We start from the raw sequence: 20,566 nt of genomic DNA on the forward strand, positions 1-20,566 counted from the left end.
GCCCTGTCCGCGAAAGCTCTGCCGATGACCACCATGCTCTCCAGCGACCTGCCCCTGCCCAAGATCGGACGCGGCAAGGTGCGCGACATCTACGCCGTCGACGACGACCGCCTGCTGCTCGTCACCACCGACCGCATCAGCGCCTTCGACGTCGTGATGGGCGAGACCATCCCGATGAAGGGCGCGGTGCTGACGCAGATCAGCGCGTTCTGGTTCGGCAGGCTGGAAGGCGTGGTGCCGCATCACATGATCAGCGCCGACACCGACGAGATCATCGCCGCCGTGCCGGCGCTCAAAGCCCACCGCGCCGAGATCCTCGGCCGCGCGATGCTGTGCAAGCGCACCACCGTCTTCCCGATCGAATGCGTGATCCGCGGCTATCTCTCGGGCTCGGCCTGGAAGGAATACGCCGCCTCAGGCACGCTCGCTGGCGAGACGCTGAAAGCGGGTCTCGTCGAGAGCGAAAAGCTGGAGCCTGCGATCTTCAGCCCGGCGACGAAGGCCGAGACCGGCCATGACGAGAACATCACCATCGCGAAGATGCGCAGCGTGGTCGGCGACGAGACCGCCTACACGCTGGAGAGCATGACGCGCGCGATCTACACGCTGGGCGAGGAGCTCGCCCGCGAGCAGGGCATCATCATCGCCGACACCAAGTTCGAGTTCGGCCGCGACAAGGACGGCCGCATCATCCTGATCGACGAAGTCATGACGCCGGATTCCTCGCGCTTCTGGGCGGTCGATGCCTATAAGCCCGGCCAGCCACAGGCGAGCTTCGACAAGCAGCCCCTGCGCGACTATCTCGACGTCGAGCGCCGCGCCGGCCGCTGGAACGGCGACGCTCCCCCGCCGCCGCTGCCGACGAGCGTGGTGGAGGCGACCAGCAAGCGGTATCTGGAAGCGTATCGGCGGGTGACGGGAGCGGAGCTGAAGATCTAGCGCGCGGTTGCTGCCGCGCGATCTCGACTCATTGATCCAGATCAAGCCAGGCGCCCACGATCAAAGAAAGCTGATCACCTCGGATTGGTACAACAACGAGGGAGATTGCCATGAGGCTGGTCGGCACGAAGCGAACGTTACTTTTTGCAGCCGCGCTGGGCTGCGGAATTTTTGGCTCGACAAACTGGTCGAACGACGCCGGCATCGCGTTCGGCGTTCCAAGCGCTGAAGCCAGAGTCGGCCGGCCGTTAACCCCCGTGAGCGTTGCCGGCGTCGCCCGTCGAACCACGCGTCGCGCGGTCGTAGGGGGCGCGGCTGCGGGTGCGGCAGCTGCCGGCACAGCGTGCGTCCGCGTCTATGTGAACGGCGCCTACGTCTGCCGCTGATGCCATTCGCGCCGGCGAACTCAAATCGCCGGCGCGCATCGCCGATCGTCGGGTTACACCCCCGCCATCATCACGTATTTGATCTCGACATATTCTTCCATGCCGTGGCGGGAGCCTTCACGGCCGAGGCCGCTTTCCTTGACACCGCCGAACGGCGCGACTTCCGTGGTGATCAGGCCGGTGTTGACGCCGACCATGCCTGACTCCAGCGCTTCGGCGACGCGCCAGACGCGGCCGAGATCGCGGGAGTAGAAATACGAAGCCAGGCCGAACGGCGAGGCGTTGCACATCGCGATGACGTCGGCCTCGTCCTTGAAGCGGATCACCGGCGCGAGCGGGCCGAAGGTTTCTTCCTGCGACACCAGCGAGTCCGACTTGACGTCGGCGAGCACCGTGGGCTCGAAGAACGAGCGGCCGAGCTCGCTGCGCTTGCCGCCGGTCACGACCTTGGCGCCGCGCTTGACGGCATCCGCGATATGGCGCTCGACCTTGTCGACCGCCTTCATGTTGATCAGCGGGCCTTGCGTGACGCCGGCTTCGGTGCCGTCGCCGATCTTCATCGCTGCGACCTTCTTCGAGAGCTTCTGCACGAACTCGTCGTAGATCTTGTCCTGGGCGTAGAGGCGGTTGGCGCAGACGCAGGTCTGGCCCATGTTGCGATATTTCGAGACGATGGCGCCCTCGACCGCAGCGTCGATGTCGGCGTCGTCGAACACCACGAAGGGCGCATTGCCGCCGAGCTCGAGGCCGAGCCGCTTCACGCCGACGGAGGCCTGCTGATAGAGGATCTTGCCGACCGCGGTCGAGCCGGTGAAGCCGACGAAGCGCACGGCCGGATGCTCGCACAGCACCTTGCCGATCGGCGGCGCGTCACCGGTGATGATGTTGAGCACGCCCTTGGGAATGCCCGCCTTCTCGGCGAGCACGGCCAGCGCCAGCGCCGACAGCGGGGTCTCGTTGGCGGGCTTCAGCACCACGGTGCAACCAGCGGCCAGTGCCGGCGACACTTTTCGCGTGATCATCGAGTTCGGGAAATTCCATGGCGTGATGGCACCGCAGACGCCGATCGGCTGCTTGATCGCGAGCAGCCGCGCATCGGGTCGCTGCGTCGGGATGGTCTCGCCATAGACGCGCCTCGCTTCCTCGGCGAAGAATTCGATATAGGCCGCGCCAATATCGACCTCGCCGAGCGCCTCCGAGAGCGGCTTGCCCTGCTCCGAGGTGAGGATCAGCGCGAGGTCCTCGCGGTTGGCTGTGATCAGCTCGAACCATTTGCGCAGGATGTTGGAGCGCTGCTTGGCGGTGTGCTTGGCCCAGCCCGGAAAGGCGCGCTCGGCGGCTTCCACCGCCCTGGTGGTCTCGTCCGCGCCGAGCTGCGGAACTTTTGCCAGCTCGACGCCGGTCGCGGGATTGTTGACGGCGAACACCGGCGTGCCGACCCAGGCGCCGTCGATGTAGCAGGCCTCCTTCAGGAGCGAAGGGTCCTTCAACCGGTCGCGCAGGGTGGCGGTGGATTGCGGGGCGCGTGCGGCGGCGGTCGGTGTCATGGCGTTACTCCCAGGGGGCAATCGGACTTGGGCGATCGGACTTGGGCGATCGGATCGGCCCGGAATATAGGGGCAAGCGGTGCCCAATGCACCGCCCCGCGACGCACATCTGCCTGTAGCTTGGGAGAGAGCGGCCTTACGCCGCGCCGCTCATATAGGTCTCGCGGCGGCCAATCATGCGCTCGGCCGCGGCCTTGGCGTCGGCCTTCGAGGAGGTCGCGCAGGTCCGGTATTCGAGATCGGGCACGTCGGACGCGTTGCGGCGTCCGAACCACGACTTGGAGCCGACCGGCAGCAGCGCCAGGGATTGCGCCAGATTGTCGACCGCACCGAAGGAATAGAGCGCGCCGGTGCCGGCGACACGGACCTCGTAAATGCCGGGCGAGATCGGCGCCTCCAGGTTCTCGCCCCGTCCGGGACGGGGATAGCGCTTCCATTCACTCCAGGTCGAAATCATTTGAGGTCCCCTCGCGGCCGGTCAGCAGCCGCCAATTTGCATCAAGTCTTAACGTCGTCGGCCGATTGGCCGCGAGCTGAAACGCCGCAACGCACAAAATGTTTCAAGTGCTTTCAAACAGGTGAAACATATCGCCAGAGCCCATCCACGGTCACTGCGACGTGCGGCCATCCACCGCAGATTGTGACGGAGTGTTGCCGTTGAGCCCACCTGTCGTCCTGCGTGGCGCACGGACCGTCAAGTCACGACATCGCGACCGCAGCGGGCATCTGGACACGCTTGCCGCACAGAGCGTGCGGGAGGACAATCGATCACTGCTAACAATAATCAAACCCGAGGAAACGCCATGCAAAGCAAAGCTGAGATCGACGAGATTTTGCGTCAGAAGAGCGAAGCCAAGGAGATTCCCGGCGTCGTCGCCATCGCCGCCAGCGGTAACGACGTGCTGTATCAGGGCGCGTTCGGCAAGCGCGACCTGTCGAAGCCCGATCCGATGACCGCTGACAGCGTGTTCTGGATCGCCTCGATGACTAAGGCGGTGACGACAGCGGGAGCGATGCAGTTGGTCGAGCAGGGCAAGCTGTCGCTGGATGCGCCGATCGGCGAGCTGTTGCCCGATCTCGCCAATCCGCAAGTGCTCGAAGGTTTTGACGCCAAGGGCGAGGCCAAGCTGCGGCCGGCCAAGCGGCCCATCACGCTGCGCCAGCTCATGACCCACACCGCCGGGTTCTGCTACAACATGTGGAACGGCGATCTCGCGGTCTATCTGGACAAGCACGGCATTCCCGCGATCACCACCTGCCAGAACGCGGCGCTGAAGACGCCTATCATGACCGACCCAGGCACGCGCTGGGAATACGGCACGAACATCGATTTCGTCGGCAAGGCGGTGGAGGCCGTCAGCGGCAAGCGGCTGGATGCCTACCTGCGCGACAACCTGTTCAACCCGCTCGGCATGAGCGACACGGCGTTCAAGATCACCGACAGCATGCGCAAGCGCCTCGTCGGCATGCATGCGCGCGGCGAGGACGGCCAGCTCGCAGCGATCCCGTTCGAGCTGGAGCAGGAGCCGGAATTCCACATGGGTGGCGGCGGCCTCTATTCGACCGCGGCCGACTACATCAAGTTCACCCAGATGATCCTCAACAAGGGCCGCAGCAACGGCAACCAGGTGCTGAAGGCCGAGACCGTGGCGACGATGGGCCAGAACCACATCGGCGATCTCGCCATGGGCAAGATGACGACATCGGCGCCGATGTACACCAACGACGTCGATCTCTATCCGGAGCAGGTGAAGAAGTGGGGCCTCAGCTTCATGATCAACACCGCCAAGACCGCCGAGGGCCGCAGCGCCGGCAGCCTCGCCTGGGCCGGCCTCGCCAACACCTATTACTGGATCGATCCCGCGCGCGACGTCACCGGCGTGATCCTGATGCAGCTGCTCCCCTTCGCCGACGGCAAGTGCCTGGAGGCGTTCGCAGGCTTCGAGCGCGGGGTCTATGCCGGGCTCGATGCGGGCAGCGGACAGAAGGCGGCCTAGCCACTTAGTATGAGGTGCGCGACGTCGCGCGCCTTCGCAGCAATCGATAACCTCGTGCCCAAAGCCATCGGCTTCGGGCACGAGGCACCAGCTTTGAGGAGACGAACTTGGCGAGCGACCTGGCGGATAAAGCGGACAGCTACGTTTGCGGCATCTCGGACACGCCGCTGCTCGGCGACACCATCGGTCGCAGCCTCGACCACGCGGTGCGGCGCTGGGGGAAACGCGAGGCGCTGGTCTCGCCCAGCCACGGCGTCCGATGGACCTGGCGGGAATTCGCCGAGCGGGTCGACGCGCTCGCCGCGGGCTTTCTCGCACTCGGGCTCGAACGGGGGATGCGGATCGGCATCTGGTCGCTGAACAGGCCGGAATGGACGCTGACCCAGTTCGCCGCCGCGAAGGCCGGGCTGATTTTGGTGACGATCAACCCCGCCTACCGGCTCAGCGAGCTGGAGTTTGCACTGAAGAAAGTCGGCTGCGCGGCGATCGTCACCGCCACCGCCTTCAAGACCAGCAATTACATGGAGATGCTCAACACGCTGTTGCCGGAGCTGGCAGGCTCAAAGCCCGGACAGCTGCACGCGGCACGCTTGCCGGCCTTGCGGATGGTGTTTCAGATCGGCGGCCCCGCCGCGTCCGGCACGATTGCCTTCGACGAGGTCGCGCACATGGGCGGCGACCGGCATCGTCAGCAGCTTGCCGCGCTCGGCCGCGAGCTGCAATTCGACGACCCCGTCAACATCCAGTTCACCAGCGGCACCACGGAATCGCCGAAGGGCGTCACGCTGACCCACCACAACATCCTCAACAACGGCTATTTCACGGGACGCGCGATGCGGCTGACGGAGCAGGATCGCATCTGCATTCCGGTGCCGCTGTATCATTGCTTCGGCATGGTGATGGGCAACCTCGCCTCGGTCACGCTCGGCACCACCATGGTTTACCCCGGCGAGGGCTTCGATCCGCTCGCGACGCTGCGTACGATCGAACAGGAGAAGTGCACGGCACTCTACGGCGTGCCGACCATGTTCATCGCGGAGCTCGATCATCCCGAGTTCAAGACTTTCAATCTGAAGTCATTGCGCACCGGCATCATGGCCGGCGCGCCCTGCCCGATCGAGGTGATGAAGCGCGTCAATACCGAGATGAACATGCGCGAGGTCACCATCGCCTATGGCATGACCGAAACCAGCCCGGTCAGTTTCCAGAGCGCAACCGACGATCCGCTGGAGCGACGCGTCTCCACCGTCGGCCGCATTCATCCGCATGTCGAGGTCAAGGTCATCGATCTCGAGGGGCGGATCGTCAAGCGCGGCGAACGCGGCGAGCTCTGCACCCGCGGCTACAGCGTCATGCTGGGCTATTGGGAGGAGACGGAGAAGACGGCCGACGTGCTCGACGCCAATGGCTGGATGCACACCGGCGACCTCGCCACCATCGACGACGAGGGTTATTGCAACATCGTCGGCCGCATCAAGGATCTGGTGATCCGCGGCGGCGAGAACCTCTACCCGCGCGAGATCGAGGAGTTCCTGTACCGTCACCCCAAGATCCAGGACGTGCAGATCTTTGGCGTCGCGGACACCCGCTACGGCGAGGAGCTCTGCGCCTGGATCCGCGTCAGGCCGGGCGAGACGCTGACCGCCGAGGAGGTCCGCGCCTTCTGCGACGGCCAGATCGCCCACAACAAGATCCCGCGCTACGTCGAGTTCGTCGACGAATTTCCGATGACGGTGACGGGCAAGATCCAGAAATTCGTGATGCGCGATGCGGTGGAGCAGCGGCTGGGGCTGAAGGCAGCGAAGACGGCGTGAGGGGCTGATCACTCTCGCCCCCCGTCGCTGTCATTCCCCGCGAAGGCGGGGAATCCAGTACGCCGCGGCTTATCGTCAAACCGTAATTGTCTCTGGAATACTGGATCGCCCGGTCAAGCCGGGCGATGACAGTAGAGTGTGAGGCGCGAGCGTAACGCTCCTACGCCGTCAGCCCGCGCTGGCCTGCCAGCTCCTTCAGCGACACCAGCGGGCGGGCGCCGATGTGCTGGATGACTTCGGCGGCCGCGAGTGCGCCGAGTTCGCCGCACTGCTTGTAGGCAAGATTGCGCGCCAGGCCATACAGGAAGCCGGCGGCGAACAGGTCGCCGGCGCCGGTGGTGTCGATGACCTTGTCCACGGGGAATGCCGGCGCGGCGACGGCATCTTCAGACGAAACCACCATGCAGCCCTTCTCGCTGCGGGTGACCACGCCGAGATTGACGTCGTTGCGCAGCTGCTTCAGCGCCGTGTCGAAATCCGACGTCATGTAGAGCGAGTGCAGCTCGGACTCGTTGGCGAACACGATGTCGACGGTGCCGTTGCGCATCAGGGACAGGAACTCGTCGCGATAGCGATCGACGCAGAAGGAATCCGACAGCGTCAGCGCCACCTTGCGCTTGGCGTCATGGGCGATCTTGGCCGCCTTGACGAAGGCGTCCTTGGCGTTCTTGGGGTCCCAGAGATATCCCTCGAGATAGACGATGCCGGCGCCGGCGATCTCGGCCGGATCGATATCGGCGGGCGCCAGGTCCTGCGCCGCGCCGAGATAGGTGTTCATGGTGCGCTCGCCGTCATCCGTGACGAGGATGTAGGAGCAGCCGGTGGCAGGGCCGTCGGTCGCGGCCGGCGTGTTGAAGGCGACGCCGGCAGCGCGGATGTCGTGGACGTAGAGCTTGCCGATCTGGTCGTCCTTGACCTTGCCGACATAGGCCGCGCGGGCCCCGAGGCTGCCGATGCCGACGATGGTGTTGGCGGCAGATCCCCCCGAGACTTCCGTGGCCGGCCCCATGTCCTTGTAGATCGCGGCGGCCCGCGCCTCATCGATCAGGGACATGCTGCCCTTGGTCATGCCGTGCTTGGCCAGAAAGGCCTCATCGGTCCTGACCAGCACGTCGAACAGCGCGTTGCCGATGCCGAGAACGTCATATTTCACGTCAGCCATTCACCTTGATCCTGTTTGGCGGATTGCGATCCCTACGAAAATCCGCTTCCTGTCGGCCTGAAATCTGGCTCGCGGCCTATCACGACCGGCCCCAAGCGGGCAAGCAACGGTATTATAAAGAGCCGATGATCCGCTCCTTCCTGACAGTTTCGACGGGAACACTGGCCTCGCGGCTGCTGGGTTTTGCGCGCGATTCCCTGATCGCGGCGCTGCTCGGTACCGGCGCCGTGGCGGATGCGTTTCTGGCGGCCTTCCAGCTCGTCAATGTGGTGCGCCGCCTGCTCAGCGAGGGCGCGCTGAATGCGGCGCTGATCCCGGCCTGGCTGCGGGTCCGCGAGCGTGACGGCGAGAAGGCCGCCACCGCATTCGCAGGCCGCGTGCTCGGCACGGTCAGCGCGGCCCTGGTCGCGATTTCGATCGTGATCGCGCTGGTGATGCCATTGATCATCACGGTCATCGCGCCGGGCTTTCTCGGCAGCGGCACGCTCGATCTTGCCGTCGCGAACGCGCGGCTGATGCTGCCTTATCTCGCCTTCGCCGGCCCGGTCACGGTGCTGATGGGCCTGCTGAACGCTCAAGGGCGCTTTGCGCTCACGGCATTTTCGCCACTGCTGTTCAATATTGCCTTGATCGCCGCGATCGCCGTGCTGCTCGTCTGGCATGCCGATGCGACCTTCGCGGCGTGGCTGCTGGCGGCCACCGTCGGGATCGCAGGGCTGCTGCAATTGTTGATGCTGCTGTCGCAGCGAAGCGCGCGCCTCGCGACGCCGCTGCGCGTCAGCTTCGACAAGGAGATGCGCGGCTTCTTCGCCAAGGCCATCCCCGGCATGATCGCAAGCTCCGGGCCGCAATGGCTGATGGTGGCCGGCGCGATCATCGCATCCGCGACGCCGTCCGCGGTGTCCTGGCTCTATTTCGCCAACCGCCTGATCGAGCTGCCGCTCGGCATCGTCGGCGTCGCGATGGGCACCGTGCTGGTGCCGGAGCTGACGCGCGCTGTCGGAAGCGGCGACCGCGAGGCGGTGGCGCATACGGAGTCCCGCGCGCTGGAGCTGGCGGCAGGGCTGGCACTGCCCGCGACGCTCGGCCTGATCGTGCTGGCCGAGCCGATCGTACGGCTGCTGTTCGAGCACGGCGCGTTCGGCTCGGATGACAGTGCGGCGACTGCACACGCGCTGATGTGGCTGGCGCTGGGCCTGCCGGCGCATGTACTCATCAAGGCGCTGTCGCCGGCCTTCTATGCCCGCAGCGACACGATGACGCCGCTTCTCGCCACCGCCAAAGGCTTCGCGGTCGCAATCGTGCTTGCCGTGCTGCTCGGCCATTTTTTCGGAGCGAGCGGGATCGCGGCGAGTATCGCGGCCGGCGCCTGGAGCAGCGCGCTCTCGCTGCTCCGCAAAGGCACGGCCGAGTTCGGCTTTTCGGTCGATGCCACCGCCCGCAAGCGGTTGCCGCGCATCGTGCTGGCCGCAGCCGCCATGGGCGCCCTGCTCTGGCTCACCGCGGACCTCGTGCCTGCCGAGGCGCACGGCCTCGTCCGCCTGATCGTGCTGGGCCTGCAGATCGGGGCCGGGATCGCGGTCTATGGCCTGCTGCTGCAAATCCTCGGCGCGGCCTCGTGGCGCGTGGCGGTTAACGCGTTGAAACGGTCCGCCTAAACCGCGAACGTGGAATTGCCCTTGACGGGGCAGCGCCGCTGTTGGAAACGACGGCCGAATACCTATGGGAAAGCTGACCATGCCATTCGTTGAACGGGTCTTTTCGGGCGTCCAGCCGACGGGCAATCTGCACCTCGGCAATTATCTCGGCGCGATCGTCAACTTCGTGAAGATGCAGGAAACCCACAATTGCATCTATTGCGTCGTCGACATGCACGCGATCACGCAGGGCATCGACGTCTGGGGCGGACCGGCCGAGCTCACGCGCAACACCCGCGAGGTCACCGCGGCGTTCATCGCCGCCGGCATCGATCCCAAGAAGCACATCGTGTTCAACCAGAGCCAGGTCTCGGGCCATGCCGAGCTCGCCTGGATCTTCAATTGCGTCGCGCGCATGGGCTGGCTCGGCCGCATGACCCAGTTCAAGGAGAAGGCCGGCAAGGACCGCGAGAACGCCTCGGTCGGGCTGTTCGACTATCCCGTGCTGATGGCCGCCGACATCCTGCTGTACCGCGCCACGCACGTGCCGGTCGGCGAGGACCAGAAGCAACATCTGGAACTCTCGCGCGACATCGCGCAGAAGTTCAACAACGACTTCGGCGATTCCATCCGCGCGCAGGGCGCCAATGACGGTCTGTTCTTCCCGCTGCCGGAGCCGCTGATCACGGGCCCTGCGACGCGCGTGATGAGCCTGCGCGACGGCACCAAGAAGATGTCGAAGTCCGACGCGTCGGACAATTCGCGCATCAATCTGACCGACGATGCCGACACCATCGCGCAGAAGATCCGCAAGGCGAAGACCGATCCGGAGCCGCTGCCGACGGAAGAGAAGGGCCTGGAAGCGCGTCCCGAAGCCGACAATCTGGTCGGCATCTTCGCCGCGCTCTCCGGCCGCGCCAAGGCCGACGTGCTGCGTGAATTCGGCGCCGGCCAGTTCTCCAGCTTCAAGAACGCGCTGGCGGAGCTGTGCGTGACCAAGCTCGCGCCGATCGCCGGCGAGATGAAGCGCCTCGTCGCCGACCCCGGCCATATCGACGCGATCCTGAACGACGGCTCCGACCGGGCCCGCGCGATTGCCGACGAGACGATGAAACTCTCCAAGGACATCGTCGGCTTCATCCGCCCGCGCTGAAGACGGTCGGCGCTAGAAGCGCCGACTCGCTTCTCCCCTCCCCAAGCTTGCGGGAGTGTGGCAGCATGCCGTCCCTGCACATTCCGGGATAGGCATGACCAGCAAACGACTTTGCTACGAGCCGGGTCACAAGCCCAAATGCCTCGTCATCGTCGATGACACCGCCGAATGGGATCGCGCGGTCTATTATGCCAGCCGCTGGGCGATCCGTGCCGGCGGCGGCGTGGTGATGCTGCGCATCATCGAGCCCGAGCAGCAGAGCCAGGAATGGCTGGGGGTCGCCGACATCATGCGCGCCGAGGCGCAGGAAGCCGCCGAAGCCGCGCTCGACCGCGCCGCGGGCCGCGCCAACGGCATCGCCGCGATCACCCCGGAGCGGGTGATCCGGGAGGGCGTGCCGATGGAACAATTGCTCGCCGTGATCGACGAGGACCCCGACATCGCCATGCTGGTGCTCGCCGCCAATCCCGGCGCGGAAGGGCCGGGACCATTGGTCGCGCTGCTCGCGCATGCGGTGGGGACGTTCCCGATTCCCGTGACCATCATTTCCGGCGCGCTCAGCGACGAAAGCGTGGACTCGCTGTCGTAGGTACCCCTACTGGGATGTGGCCAGGTGTTTGCTCGTCAAGCTCGGCCACGACGCCGCGGAAATTTCGACACCCTAACCCACTGAAATAACAACGAAACGACCTCGTTTCCCCTTGATCGTGCGTTCCCCGTCGCCATCTGCTAGGGAATAGGGCAACGCGCCGGCCTTGAACCGGCGACGTCTGGAGAAAACCATGTTCATTCAAACCGAAGCCACCCCCAATCCCGCCACGCTGAAGTTCATTCCCGGCCGCGTCGTGACCGACGGCAACCCCATGGAATTTTCGAGCCGCGAAGCCGCTACGCGCTCCCCGCTGGCCGAAAAGCTGTTCGAGGTGCCCGGCGTCACCGGCGTGTTCTATGGATCGGATTTCATCACCGTGACCAAGGCGAGCGGTGAATGGCAGCAGCTCAAGCCCGCGATCCTCGGCGCCATCATGGAGCACTACATGTCCGGCGCGCCGCTGCTCGCCGACGGCGCGGCTGCCGATGATGCCGATCTCGACGACGAGGACGAGTTCTTCGACGAGGCCGATGCCGAGACGGTCGACATGATCAAGGATCTGATCGAGACCCGCGTGCGGCCGGCGGTCGCCAATGACGGTGGCGACATCACCTTCCGCGGCTTCAAGGACGGCATCGTCTATCTCAACATGAAGGGTGCCTGCTCCGGCTGCCCGTCATCGACCGCGACGCTGCAGCACGGCATCCAGAACCTGCTCAAGCACTTCGTGCCCGACGTGGTCGAAGTCCGGCCGATGTGATCGGTCAGCGAATGGCGAGTAGCGAATGGCGAATGGCATTCCGATCGGCTAGACTACTCGCTATTCGCCACTCGCCATTCGCTTTTCCATGCTGATCCTCGCCATCGATACCGCGCTCGACGCCTGCTCCGTGGCCGTGCTCGACACCGAAACGGCCGAGCTGCTTGCGCAAGAGCAGCTTCTGATGAAGCGCGGTCATGCCGAGGCCCTGATGCCGATGATTGCGCGCGTCATGCAGTCGGCCAGTCTCGCCTTCACCTCGCTCGACCGCATCGCGGTCACCGTCGGCCCCGGCAGTTTCACCGGCCTGCGCGTCGGCATTTCGGCGGCGCGCGGCCTGGCGCTTGCGGCCGGGCGCCCGGCGATCGGCCTCACCACCCTGTCGGCCTATGCCGCCACAATCGTCGGCCAGAGCAAATCGGCACCGGTGATCTCCGCGATCGACGCGCGGCACGACCACGTCTATTTCCAGATCGTCGCCGGCGACGGAAGTCAATTGGTCCGGCCGCGCGTCGCGCCGATCGACGAGGCGATCGCGGCCTCGCAATTCGGCGCGCCGCATCTGGTCGGCAATGCCGCAAATATCCTCGCCGAGCGCTGGCCGAAAGATGGCGAGCAGCCGGTCGCGGTCGACGCGCAAGCAGCACCCGATATCGGCTGGGTCGCATGGCTCGGCGCGGCGGCCGATCCCGAGACAAATCCGGCGCGGCCGTTCTACCTGAAGGCACCCGACGCCAAGCCGGCCGCAACTCCGCCGCTCGCAGCACAAGCCGCAACCTCATGATGAGATGGCTGTCGCAGTGGTGGCGCGGCGGCACCGCCGCCGTCGAGCCAGCCTCCGCGCGCGACGCCGCGCGGCTGGCGCAGATGCACGGCGCCTCCTTCGCACATGGCTGGGGCGAAGGCGAATTCGAGACGATGCTCAGTGAGCGCAACACGCTGGTGCACCGCTTGCGCCTCGGCCGCAAGACGATCGGCTTCGCGGTATCCAGGATCGGTGCGGACGAAGCGGAAATCCTCTCGATCGCGGTGGACGAGGCCTATCGCGGCCGCGGCCTCTCCCGCATGCTGCTGATGACCCATCTCGGCCACCTCGCCGGGCGCGGCGTGCGCAGAATATTTCTGGAGGTCGAGGAAAACAACCAGCCGGCGGGGCGGCTCTACGCCGGGTGCGGATTCGTGGTGGTCGGGCGCCGCGAACGCTACTATAAGCAGCCGAACGGGGAACAATTGAACGCCCTTCTGATGCGACGTGACTTGTCGTAACATTGGTGGCAGAAAGCGCCCCCGCCAGGCAGACAAACAATGACCGCTCTGAAACCTTCTTCCGCATCCAAGGCGTCCGGCATCGAGGCGCGCTGTGCCGCTACCGGCATGCGCATGACCGAGCAGCGTCGTGTCATCGCCCGCGTGCTTGCGGAGGCGATCGATCACCCCGATGTCGAAGAACTGTACCGGCGCTGCGTCGCCGTCGACGACAAGATCTCGATCTCGACCGTGTATCGCACCGTCAAGCTGTTCGAGGACGCCGGCATCATCGAGCGCCACGATTTCCGCGAAGGCCGCGCGCGCTACGAGACGATGCGCGACAGCCATCACGATCACCTCATCAATCTGCGCGACGGCAAGGTGATCGAGTTCACTTCGGAAGAGATCGAGAAGCTGCAGGCGGAGATCGCCCGCAAGCTCGGCTACAAGCTGGTCGACCACCGGCTCGAACTCTATTGCGTCCCGCTCGACGACGACAAGCCTACCAACTAAGTGCCCGTCGACCTCATCATCTTCGATTGCGACGGCGTGCTCGTGGACAGCGAGGTGATCTCCTGCCGCGCCCATGCCGACGTGCTGACGCGGCACGGCTATCCGATCAGCTCCGAGCAGGTGCTGGTCCGTTTCCTCGGCGTGTCCGAGAAAGACGCGCGGCGGATGGTGGAGCAGGAAATCGGCCGCAGCCTGCCCGATGATCTGGAGCAGCAGATCAATGCCGCCACGCTGAAATTCTACGCCAGCGACCTGCAGCCGATCACCCATGTCGCCGCAGCGATCGCCGCGATCGATCTGCCCAAATGCGTTGCGTCCAGCGGGACGCCGGAGAAGATCCTTCATGGCCTGACCTGTGCCGGGCTGCATGACCTGCTCGCGCCGCACATCTTTTCGGCGAGCCAGGTCGCACGCGGCAAGCCCGCGCCCGACCTGTTCCTGTTTGCCGCCAAGCAGATGAATGTCGCCCCGGAGCGGTGCCTGGTGATCGAGGACAGCGTCCCCGGGGTCACGGGCGCGCGCGCGGCCGGGATGACCGTGCTGGGCTTTCACGGCGGCAGCCACTGCCCGCCGGGCCATTCCGAAAGGCTGCGCGCCGCCGGGGCCGGATTGACGTTCGACGACATGCTGCAACTGCCGGAGCTGGTCCGGAAGGCTGGAGCAAAGGTCTTAACTGGCTGATTTCGTCTTTTTCGTCATTCCGGGGCACGCGCGATGCGCGTGAGCCCGGAATCCAGAGGTTTTGGCGCGAAATTCCGGGCTCGTCCGCTTTGCGGGTCCCCGCAATGACGGTCAGCGGCTCCATTCGCTGGCTTTTCGCCGCTCCAGCCTCTATTTGAAGGCCGTCCTCCACCGCCATTTTCGGGTTCCATGACGCCGCCGCGCAAGCTGCACATCAAATCATATGGCTGCCAGATGAACGTCTACGATGCCCAGCGCATGGTGGACACGCTGGCTCCGGAGGGATTCGTGGAGACGGCGAACGCCGAGGAGGCCGACCTCGTCATCCTCAACACCTGCCATATCCGCGAGAAGGCCTCCGAGAAGGTCTATTCCGAGCTCGGCCGGCTGCGCGTCGCCAAGGACGAGGCCGCGCGCGGGGGACGCGCGATGCAGATCGCCGTTGCCGGCTGCGTGGCGCAGGCCGAGGGCGAGGAGATCGTGCGCCGCGCGCCTGCCGTGGATGTCGTGGTGGGACCGCAGAGCTATCATCATCTGCCGGAGCTCCTAAAGCGCGCCGGCAACGAAGGCCGCGCGATCGAGACCGAATTCCCGGCGCAGGACAAGTTCGGCTTCCTGGCCCAGCCAAAACCCGACGCGATCCGCGCGCGCGGCATTTCCGCGTTCGTCACGGTTCAGGAGGGCTGCGACAAGTTTTGTACGTTCTGCGTCGTGCCGTACACGCGGGGTTCGGAAGTGTCACGCCCCGTCGCAAAGATCGTCGACGACGTGAAGCGGCTTGCCGGCAACGGCGTACGCGAGCTCACGCTGATCGGGCAGAACGTCAACGCCTATCACGGCGAGGGGCCCGACGGAAAAACCTGGCCGCTCGGCCGATTGCTCGAACATCTGGCGACGATCCCCGGCATCGCGCGGCTGCGCTATTCGACCAGCCATCCCCGCGACGTCGACGACAGCCTGATCGCAGCCCATCGCGATCTCGGTGCCCTGATGCCGTTCGTGCACCTGCCGGTGCAGTCGGGCTCGGACCGCATTCTGGCGGCCATGAACCGCAAACATACCGCCGATGATTACCGGCGGGTCATCGACCGTTTCCGCTCCGCGCGCCAAGACATTGCTTTTTCATCAGATTTTATCGTCGGCTTCCCCGGCGAGAGCGAGCAAGATTTTCTCGCCACCCTCGCGCTTGTCACGCAAATCGGCTACGCTGCGGCGTATTCGTTCAAATACTCCGCCCGGCCGGGAACGCCGGCCGCGGATATGCAGGAGACGGTATCCCCCGCCGAGATGGACCAGCGATTGGAGCGGCTCCAGGAACTGATCGACAGCCAGCAATCGGCCTTCAACAAGGCTGCGATTGGCTCAACGGTCGACGTTCTGTTCGAACGCCCGGCGCGCAAAGACGGCCAGATCGTCGGCCGCACCGCATTCCTTCAGCCCGCTCACGTGATGGCCTCGCCCGACATCATCGGGCAGATCCTGCCTGTCAGAATCGACAGCCTCGAGCGCTACAGCTTTCTCGGCGAGCTCGCGATGCCGCGTGGCGCGCGCGAGCCCGTTTTATCGCAAGCCACTGGAGCCTGAACCCTTGCCCAAAAGCGCATCGGATTCGTCTTCGTTCGCTCCCCGCAAATTTGACCGCGACATGCAAGTTCCGCCCGAGACCCAGGTCGTCATCGACTTCGACGACAATCGCGCCGCTTCGGCCCTGGTTGGCCCCTACGGCCAGCATTTGGCCCAGGTCGAGCGGCGGCTTGGCGTGGTCGTCGATTCCAAGGGCAACCACATCACAATCGGCGGCACGCGCGACGGCTGCGACGCCGCTCGCCGCGTGCTCGAGATGCTCTACGCGCAAGCCGTGAAGGGACAGGATCTCGACCAGGGCGAGGTCGAAGGCGCGATCCGCGCCGTGATCGCCCAGGGCTCGCTGTTCGAGTTCGATGCCAAATCGACCAAATCGGCGTTCGACAGCATCAACCTGCGCAAGCGCCCGGTGCGCGCGCGCACCGCCGCGCAGGACTCCTACATCCGCGCGCTGAAGCGCCACGAGCTGGTTTTCGGCATCGGCCCGGCCGGCACCGGCAAGACCTGGCTCGCGGTCGCCCATGCCGCGCAGCTGTTCGAGCGCAAGGAGGTCGACAAGATCATCCTGTCGCGCCCGGCGGTGGAAGCCGGCGAGCGGCTCGGCTTCCTGCCCGGCGATCTCCGCGAGAAGGTGGATCCTTATCTTCGCCCGATCTACGACGCGCTCTACGACCTCATGGATGCGCGCATCGTCGAGCGCGCGCTGCAGACCGGCGAGATCGAGATCGCGCCGCTCGCCTTCATGCGCGGCCGCACCCTCACCAACGCCGCCATCATCCTGGACGAGGCGCAGAACACCACCTCGATGCAGATGAAGATGTTCCTGACCCGTCTGGGCGAGAACAGCCGCATGATCGTGACGGGCGATCCCTCGCAGATCGACCTGCCGAACGGCCAGACCTCGGGCCTCGCCGAAGCGACCCGGCTCCTGGGTGGCGTCGAGGGCATTGCCCAAGTTCATTTCAAAGCCGAGGACGTGATCCGCCACGAACTCGTGGCGCGGATCGTTGCCGCCTACGAAGGTTCGCCGCAGCGGCCGGCCACCGGCCAATCCTGACGAGGCAACAGCTGGACCCCGGAGGGCGCGGACACGGCGCCTGTTCGTCCCAGACAACACAATGTCCCATCCCAACCTTCCCATGACCGAAGTCCTCGTCGTCGCCGATTGCTGGCAGCGCGAGCCCGATTCCGAAGCCGTGATCCAGCGCGCGGTGGCGGCTGCCGCCGAGAGCGTCGACGACGACGTTGCCGACGCCGAAGTGGCCGTGATGCTGACCGATGATGCCGGCATCCGCACGCTCAACAGCAACTGGCGGGGCATCGACAAGCCGACCAACGTGCTGTCGTTTCCCGCACTTCAGCCTGAGGGTGAGTGGAAGCCGGGTGACGCGCCGCGCATGCTCGGCGATATCGCGATCGCCTACGAGACCATGCGGCGCGAGGCGGACGAGGAACAAAAGCCGTTCGACCACCATTTGAGCCATCTCGCGGTGCATGGTTTCCTGCACCTGATCGGCTACGATCACGAGAACGACGGCGACGCCGAGGAGATGGAAGCGCTGGAGACGCAGATCCTGGCTCAGCTTGGAATTCCCGATCCCTATGCAGACCGCGCAGGGACGCACTGAGATGCCTGACTCCGACCCTATCCAGGACAACCCGCGCAACACGGCCAATCTGCCGGCCGTGGTGACGCAAGGCGAGGTGATGCGCCCGACCGCCGACGGCTGGCTGTTGCGCGCCATCCGCACGCTGTTCGGCTGGAAGGCGGGATCGGTGCGCGACGACCTCCAGGTCGTGCTCGATGCGACGACGCCCGGCGATTCCGGCTTCTCGGCGGTCGAGCGCACCATGCTGCGCAACATCCTTGGCCTGCACGAGCGGCGCATCGCCGACGTCATGGTGCATCGCGCCGACGTCGTCGCGGTGAAGCGCGACATCCCGCTCGGCGAATTGATGGACCGCTTCGAGAGCGCCGGCCATTCGCGCCTCGTGGTCTACAACGAGACGCTCGACGATCCCGTCGGCATCGTCCACATCCGCGACCTGCTCGCCTTCATGACCGCGCGTGCCCGCGTGTCGGAGGCCACCAAGACCAAGCGCAAGAAGCCGCTGCCGGCCGGGCTCGACCTGCGCGCCGTCGATCTCGCGCTGCCGCTCGAGGACGCACGGATCATCCGCAAGCTGCTCTACGTGCCGCCGTCGATGCGGGCGATCGACCTGCTCGCGCAGATGCAGGCCACGCGCATTCACCTCGCGCTGGTGGTCGACGAATATGGCGGCAGCGACGGGCTGGTTTCGCTCGAGGACATCGTCGAGCAGATCGTCGGCGAGATCGACGACGAGCACGACAGCGACGAGCCGCCGTCGATCGTGCGCCTGCCCGACAACGCCTTCATCGCCGACGCCCGCGCCAGCCTCGACGACGTCCGCACGGTGATCGGCGAGGATTTCGTCACCGGCGAAGCCGGCGAGGAGGTGGAGACGCTGGGCGGCTATCTCGTCAGCTTCGTCGGGCGCCTGCCGGTGCGCGGCGAGGTGATCTCGGGCCCCGGCACTTACGAGGTCGAGGTGCTCGATGCCGATCCGCGCCGCGTCAAGCGGCTGCGCATCTCGACGCGGAAGGAACGTCCCGCGCCGCGGACCCAGCGCGAGAGAAGCCGCCGCGAGGCCGCACCGGATAGTGGCCAGCCGCCGGCCAACGAAACGCCCAGCCCGCCGCCGAGCGACGGGACCAGCCAACAGTGAGTCCGTTTCAGCGACTTCGACAGATCGCGCTTGCCACCATCCTCGCCTGGGGATGGAAGCGCGCCATCATCGCCATGGCGTGCGGCGCGCTGTCGGTGCTGGCGCTGGCGCCATTCAATGTCTTTCCGATCCTGTTCATCACCTTTCCCGTACTGGTCTGGCTGATCGACGGCGCCGGCGCCGGCCGATATGGCGGCGTTCCCGCTGCCGCGCTGACCGGCTACTGGTTCGGGCTCGGCTATTTCGTGCCAGGGCTCTACTGGATCGGCTACGCCTTCTTCGTCGACGCCGATGTGTTCGCCTGGCTGACGCCGTTCGCCGTGCTCGGCCTGCCGGCCTATCTCTCCCTCTTCACGGCCATCGGCTTCGCGCTGGCGCGCCTGCTCTGGACCAAGAACGCCACGCGCGTACTTGCGCTCGCGGCAAGCCTCACGTTGAGCGAATGGTTGCGCGGCCACGCGCTGACCGGCTTCCCCTGGAACGCGTTCGGCTACGCGCTGTCCGAGCCGCTGCCGCTGGCGCAGACGGCCTCGCTGGTCGGCCTTTGGGGCATGACGTTCCTGACGGTTGCGATCTTCGCGAGCCCCGCGACGCTGATCGACCGCACGCCCGATCGCCGCCTGCCATGGCGCGTGCCGGCGGCGGCCATTGCGCTCTTGATTGTCATGAGCATCTTCGGCGCGATCCGCCTGTCGCTGCACCCGACCACGATGGTGTCAGGCGCCAAGCTGCGCCTGATGCAGCCGAACCTCCAGCAGGACGCGAAATTCAACTACGCCGCCAAGCCCGAGGTGATGAAGAAATATTTGGCGCTGTCAGACCGCGCCTCCGGCCCGCAATCGACGGGCGTACGCGATGCCACCATCCTGATCTGGCCGGAATCCGCCTTTCCGTTCTTCCTGACCCGCGAAGCCGACGCGATGGCGCAAATCGCCGACCTCCTGCCGAAAGGCACCGTGCTGATCACGGGCTCGGTCCGCGCGCCCGATCTGCCGCGAGGCACGCCGATCACCCGTGCCTATAATTCGATCTACGTGATCGATCACGACGGCAGCGTGCTGGCCGTGTACGACAAGTTGCATCTGGTGCCGTTTGGAGAATTTCTGCCCTACCAGGGGCTGATGGAGAAGCTCGGCTTCGAGCAACTGACGCGTGTGCGCGGCGGCTTCATTCCCGGCACCGTGCGGCACGCGCTGCCGGTCCCCGGTGCACCATCCGCACTGCCGCTGATCTGTTATGAAGCCATTTTTCCCGGCGAAGTGGCCGGACGCGACGAACGTCCGGGCTGGATCGTGAACCTCACCAATGACGGTTGGTTCGGCATCTCGACCGGCCCCTACCAGCATCTGGAGCAGTCGCGAATGCGCGCGATCGAACTGGGATTGCCGCTGGTCCGCTCCGCCAATACCGGCATCTCCGCAGTGATCGATCCGGTGGGCCGTACCGTCGCGAGCCTCGGTCTCGGAATCGAAGGCATTTTGGATGCAAACCTGCCCGCGGCGATCCCGCCGACCGTCTATGCGCGGGTGGGCGATGCACCTGCGGCCATGTTCGTCGCGCTGGCGGTGATTTTGGCTGTCCGCCGACGTGTCACCAAGCGGCATGGCTGATCGCGCCGTCGCCGCGGAGGTAGCCGGAAACTTTTGACAACCGCGGTCCTACGGTTGACAGACTGCACACGGGCTCCCCATTCTGCACCGGCTGCAAAAGACAGTGGTGCATTGCTAAATTTCTCCGCAATGTTTCCCAATAACAGGGTTTGATTTGACGTTGCTTGCACCTGAGGCACTCCGGTTGATTGCGCT

Annotated in this window: 21 protein-coding genes; 17 read left to right on the top strand and 4 right to left on the bottom strand. The window is 65.5% G+C overall.

The features are described 5' to 3' along the window. The first annotated feature begins 24 nt into the window (after positions 1–24). Entirely contained in the window at positions 25–939 is a 915-nt protein-coding gene (locus XH83_RS00100; RefSeq protein WP_194405117.1) for a phosphoribosylaminoimidazolesuccinocarboxamide synthase, read from the top strand. A 28-nt stretch (positions 940–967) separates the two neighbouring features. Here the strand turns inward: XH83_RS00100 and XH83_RS00105 are convergent, their stop codons facing one another. Continuing rightward, positions 968–1,144: a hypothetical protein gene (locus tag XH83_RS00105; RefSeq protein WP_194405118.1), complete on the bottom strand. Its 177-nt coding sequence runs from the start codon at positions 1,142–1,144 to the stop codon at positions 968–970. On the opposite strand from XH83_RS00105, the gene XH83_RS39635 reads away from it, so the two are divergent. Further along, positions 1,107–1,325, top strand: coding sequence for a hypothetical protein (locus tag XH83_RS39635; protein WP_246776532.1), 219 nt, complete (start codon positions 1,107–1,109; stop codon positions 1,323–1,325). The two genes, XH83_RS00105 and XH83_RS39635, sit on opposite strands and share 38 nt — an antisense overlap. A 53-nt stretch (positions 1,326–1,378) precedes the next feature. On the opposite strand, the gene XH83_RS00110 is transcribed toward XH83_RS39635, so the two are convergent. Both XH83_RS00110 and XH83_RS00115 read right to left on the bottom strand, forming a co-directional pair. Next, entirely contained in the window at positions 1,379–2,872 is a 1,494-nt protein-coding gene (locus XH83_RS00110; RefSeq protein WP_194405119.1) for an NAD-dependent succinate-semialdehyde dehydrogenase, read from the bottom strand. 136 nt (positions 2,873–3,008) lie between these two features. Continuing rightward, positions 3,009–3,329 (bottom strand): hypothetical protein, encoded by a 321-nt coding sequence (locus XH83_RS00115; protein WP_128922711.1) that lies wholly within the window; start codon positions 3,327–3,329, stop codon positions 3,009–3,011. A gap of 346 nt (positions 3,330–3,675) precedes the next feature. On the opposite strand from XH83_RS00115, the gene XH83_RS00120 reads away from it, so the two are divergent. After that, positions 3,676–4,869, top strand: coding sequence for a serine hydrolase (locus XH83_RS00120; RefSeq protein ID WP_194405120.1), 1,194 nt, complete (start codon positions 3,676–3,678; stop codon positions 4,867–4,869). Between the two features lie 119 nt (positions 4,870–4,988). After that, a complete protein-coding gene (locus tag XH83_RS00125) occupies positions 4,989–6,683 on the top strand; it encodes an AMP-binding protein (protein WP_194408111.1) in 1,695 nt (564 codons plus the stop codon). A gap of 160 nt (positions 6,684–6,843) precedes the next feature. On the opposite strand, the gene XH83_RS00130 is transcribed toward XH83_RS00125, so the two are convergent. Next, positions 6,844–7,845 carry an adenosine kinase gene (locus XH83_RS00130; protein WP_194405121.1) on the bottom strand — a complete coding sequence of 334 codons (1,002 nt, stop codon included), beginning with the start codon at positions 7,843–7,845 and terminating at the stop codon, positions 6,844–6,846. Positions 7,846–7,970: 125 nt separating this feature from the next. Here XH83_RS00130 and murJ point away from each other — a divergent pair, with 125 nt between their 5' ends. From murJ to lnt, 13 genes are all read left to right on the top strand, one after another. Then, positions 7,971–9,503 (top strand): murein biosynthesis integral membrane protein MurJ, encoded by a 1,533-nt coding sequence (gene murJ, locus XH83_RS00135; protein ID WP_194405122.1) that lies wholly within the window; start codon positions 7,971–7,973, stop codon positions 9,501–9,503. Between the two features lie 79 nt (positions 9,504–9,582). Continuing rightward, positions 9,583–10,635 carry a tryptophan--tRNA ligase gene (gene trpS, locus XH83_RS00140; RefSeq protein ID WP_194405123.1) on the top strand — a complete coding sequence of 351 codons (1,053 nt, stop codon included), beginning with the start codon at positions 9,583–9,585 and terminating at the stop codon, positions 10,633–10,635. A gap of 94 nt (positions 10,636–10,729) precedes the next feature. Next, a complete protein-coding gene (locus XH83_RS00145; protein ID WP_194405124.1) occupies positions 10,730–11,224 on the top strand; it encodes a universal stress protein in 495 nt (164 codons plus the stop codon). A gap of 193 nt (positions 11,225–11,417) precedes the next feature. Then, entirely contained in the window at positions 11,418–11,987 is a 570-nt protein-coding gene (locus XH83_RS00150) for a NifU family protein (RefSeq protein WP_194405125.1), read from the top strand. Between the two features lie 88 nt (positions 11,988–12,075). After that, complete coding sequence (gene tsaB / locus XH83_RS00155) at positions 12,076–12,771, top strand: tRNA (adenosine(37)-N6)-threonylcarbamoyltransferase complex dimerization subunit type 1 TsaB (RefSeq protein WP_194405126.1); 696 nt, start codon at positions 12,076–12,078, stop codon at positions 12,769–12,771. Then, complete coding sequence (gene rimI / locus XH83_RS00160) at positions 12,768–13,253, top strand: ribosomal protein S18-alanine N-acetyltransferase (protein ID WP_194405127.1); 486 nt, start codon at positions 12,768–12,770, stop codon at positions 13,251–13,253. Before tsaB ends, rimI begins: the two co-directional genes overlap by 4 nt. A 39-nt stretch (positions 13,254–13,292) precedes the next feature. Continuing rightward, positions 13,293–13,748 carry a Fur family transcriptional regulator gene (locus tag XH83_RS00165; protein ID WP_028133658.1) on the top strand — a complete coding sequence of 152 codons (456 nt, stop codon included), beginning with the start codon at positions 13,293–13,295 and terminating at the stop codon, positions 13,746–13,748. After that, entirely contained in the window at positions 13,749–14,429 is a 681-nt protein-coding gene (locus XH83_RS00170) for an HAD family hydrolase (protein ID WP_194405128.1), read from the top strand. Between the two features lie 189 nt (positions 14,430–14,618). Then, the gene (gene miaB, locus XH83_RS00175) at positions 14,619–16,013 is read left to right on the top strand and encodes a tRNA (N6-isopentenyl adenosine(37)-C2)-methylthiotransferase MiaB (protein ID WP_194405129.1); all 1,395 of its coding nucleotides are present in this window, start codon (positions 14,619–14,621) and stop codon (positions 16,011–16,013) included. Between the two features lie 61 nt (positions 16,014–16,074). Continuing rightward, positions 16,075–17,070, top strand: coding sequence for a PhoH family protein (locus XH83_RS00180; protein WP_194405130.1), 996 nt, complete (start codon positions 16,075–16,077; stop codon positions 17,068–17,070). A gap of 61 nt (positions 17,071–17,131) precedes the next feature. Further along, entirely contained in the window at positions 17,132–17,641 is a 510-nt protein-coding gene (ybeY, locus tag XH83_RS00185) for an rRNA maturation RNase YbeY (protein WP_194405131.1), read from the top strand. A gap of 1 nt (position 17,642) precedes the next feature. Continuing rightward, on the top strand, positions 17,643–18,761 hold the full coding sequence (locus XH83_RS00190; RefSeq protein WP_194405132.1) for a hemolysin family protein: 1,119 nt from the start codon (positions 17,643–17,645) through the stop codon (positions 18,759–18,761). After that, the gene (gene lnt, locus XH83_RS00195) at positions 18,758–20,371 is read left to right on the top strand and encodes an apolipoprotein N-acyltransferase (RefSeq protein ID WP_194405133.1); all 1,614 of its coding nucleotides are present in this window, start codon (positions 18,758–18,760) and stop codon (positions 20,369–20,371) included. Before XH83_RS00190 ends, lnt begins: the two co-directional genes overlap by 4 nt. Positions 20,372–20,566: the final 195 nt, after the last annotated feature.

Source organism: Bradyrhizobium sp. CCBAU 53351 (assembly GCF_015291745.1).
Classification (GTDB): Bacteria; Pseudomonadota; Alphaproteobacteria; order Rhizobiales; family Xanthobacteraceae; genus Bradyrhizobium.

Bases quoted from the DNA above. Each gene is read 5' to 3' on its own strand.
- XH83_RS00145 (WP_194405124.1), top strand. From the start codon at position 10,730: ATGACCAGCAAACGACTTTGCTACGAGCCGGGTCACAAGCCCAAATGC.
- XH83_RS00105 (WP_194405118.1), bottom strand. From the start codon at position 1,144: ATGCCGGCGTCGTTCGACCAGTTTGTCGAGCCAAAAATTCCGCAGCCC.
- trpS (WP_194405123.1), top strand. From the start codon at position 9,583: ATGCCATTCGTTGAACGGGTCTTTTCGGGCGTCCAGCCGACGGGCAAT.
- tsaB (WP_194405126.1), top strand. From the start codon at position 12,076: ATGCTGATCCTCGCCATCGATACCGCGCTCGACGCCTGCTCCGTGGCC.
- XH83_RS00165 (WP_028133658.1), top strand. From the start codon at position 13,293: ATGACCGCTCTGAAACCTTCTTCCGCATCCAAGGCGTCCGGCATCGAG.
- ybeY (WP_194405131.1), top strand. From the start codon at position 17,132: ATGTCCCATCCCAACCTTCCCATGACCGAAGTCCTCGTCGTCGCCGAT.
- XH83_RS00190 (WP_194405132.1), top strand. From the start codon at position 17,643: ATGCCTGACTCCGACCCTATCCAGGACAACCCGCGCAACACGGCCAAT.
- murJ (WP_194405122.1), top strand. From the start codon at position 7,971: ATGATCCGCTCCTTCCTGACAGTTTCGACGGGAACACTGGCCTCGCGG.
- XH83_RS00180 (WP_194405130.1), top strand. From the start codon at position 16,075: ATGCAAGTTCCGCCCGAGACCCAGGTCGTCATCGACTTCGACGACAAT.
- XH83_RS00110 (WP_194405119.1), bottom strand. From the start codon at position 2,872: ATGACACCGACCGCCGCCGCACGCGCCCCGCAATCCACCGCCACCCTG.
- XH83_RS00130 (WP_194405121.1), bottom strand. From the start codon at position 7,845: ATGGCTGACGTGAAATATGACGTTCTCGGCATCGGCAACGCGCTGTTC.
- rimI (WP_194405127.1), top strand. From the start codon at position 12,768: ATGATGAGATGGCTGTCGCAGTGGTGGCGCGGCGGCACCGCCGCCGTC.
- XH83_RS00100 (WP_194405117.1), top strand. From the start codon at position 25: ATGACCACCATGCTCTCCAGCGACCTGCCCCTGCCCAAGATCGGACGC.
- miaB (WP_194405129.1), top strand. From the start codon at position 14,619: ATGACGCCGCCGCGCAAGCTGCACATCAAATCATATGGCTGCCAGATG.
- XH83_RS00120 (WP_194405120.1), top strand. From the start codon at position 3,676: ATGCAAAGCAAAGCTGAGATCGACGAGATTTTGCGTCAGAAGAGCGAA.
- XH83_RS00115 (WP_128922711.1), bottom strand. From the start codon at position 3,329: ATGATTTCGACCTGGAGTGAATGGAAGCGCTATCCCCGTCCCGGACGG.
- XH83_RS00150 (WP_194405125.1), top strand. From the start codon at position 11,418: ATGTTCATTCAAACCGAAGCCACCCCCAATCCCGCCACGCTGAAGTTC.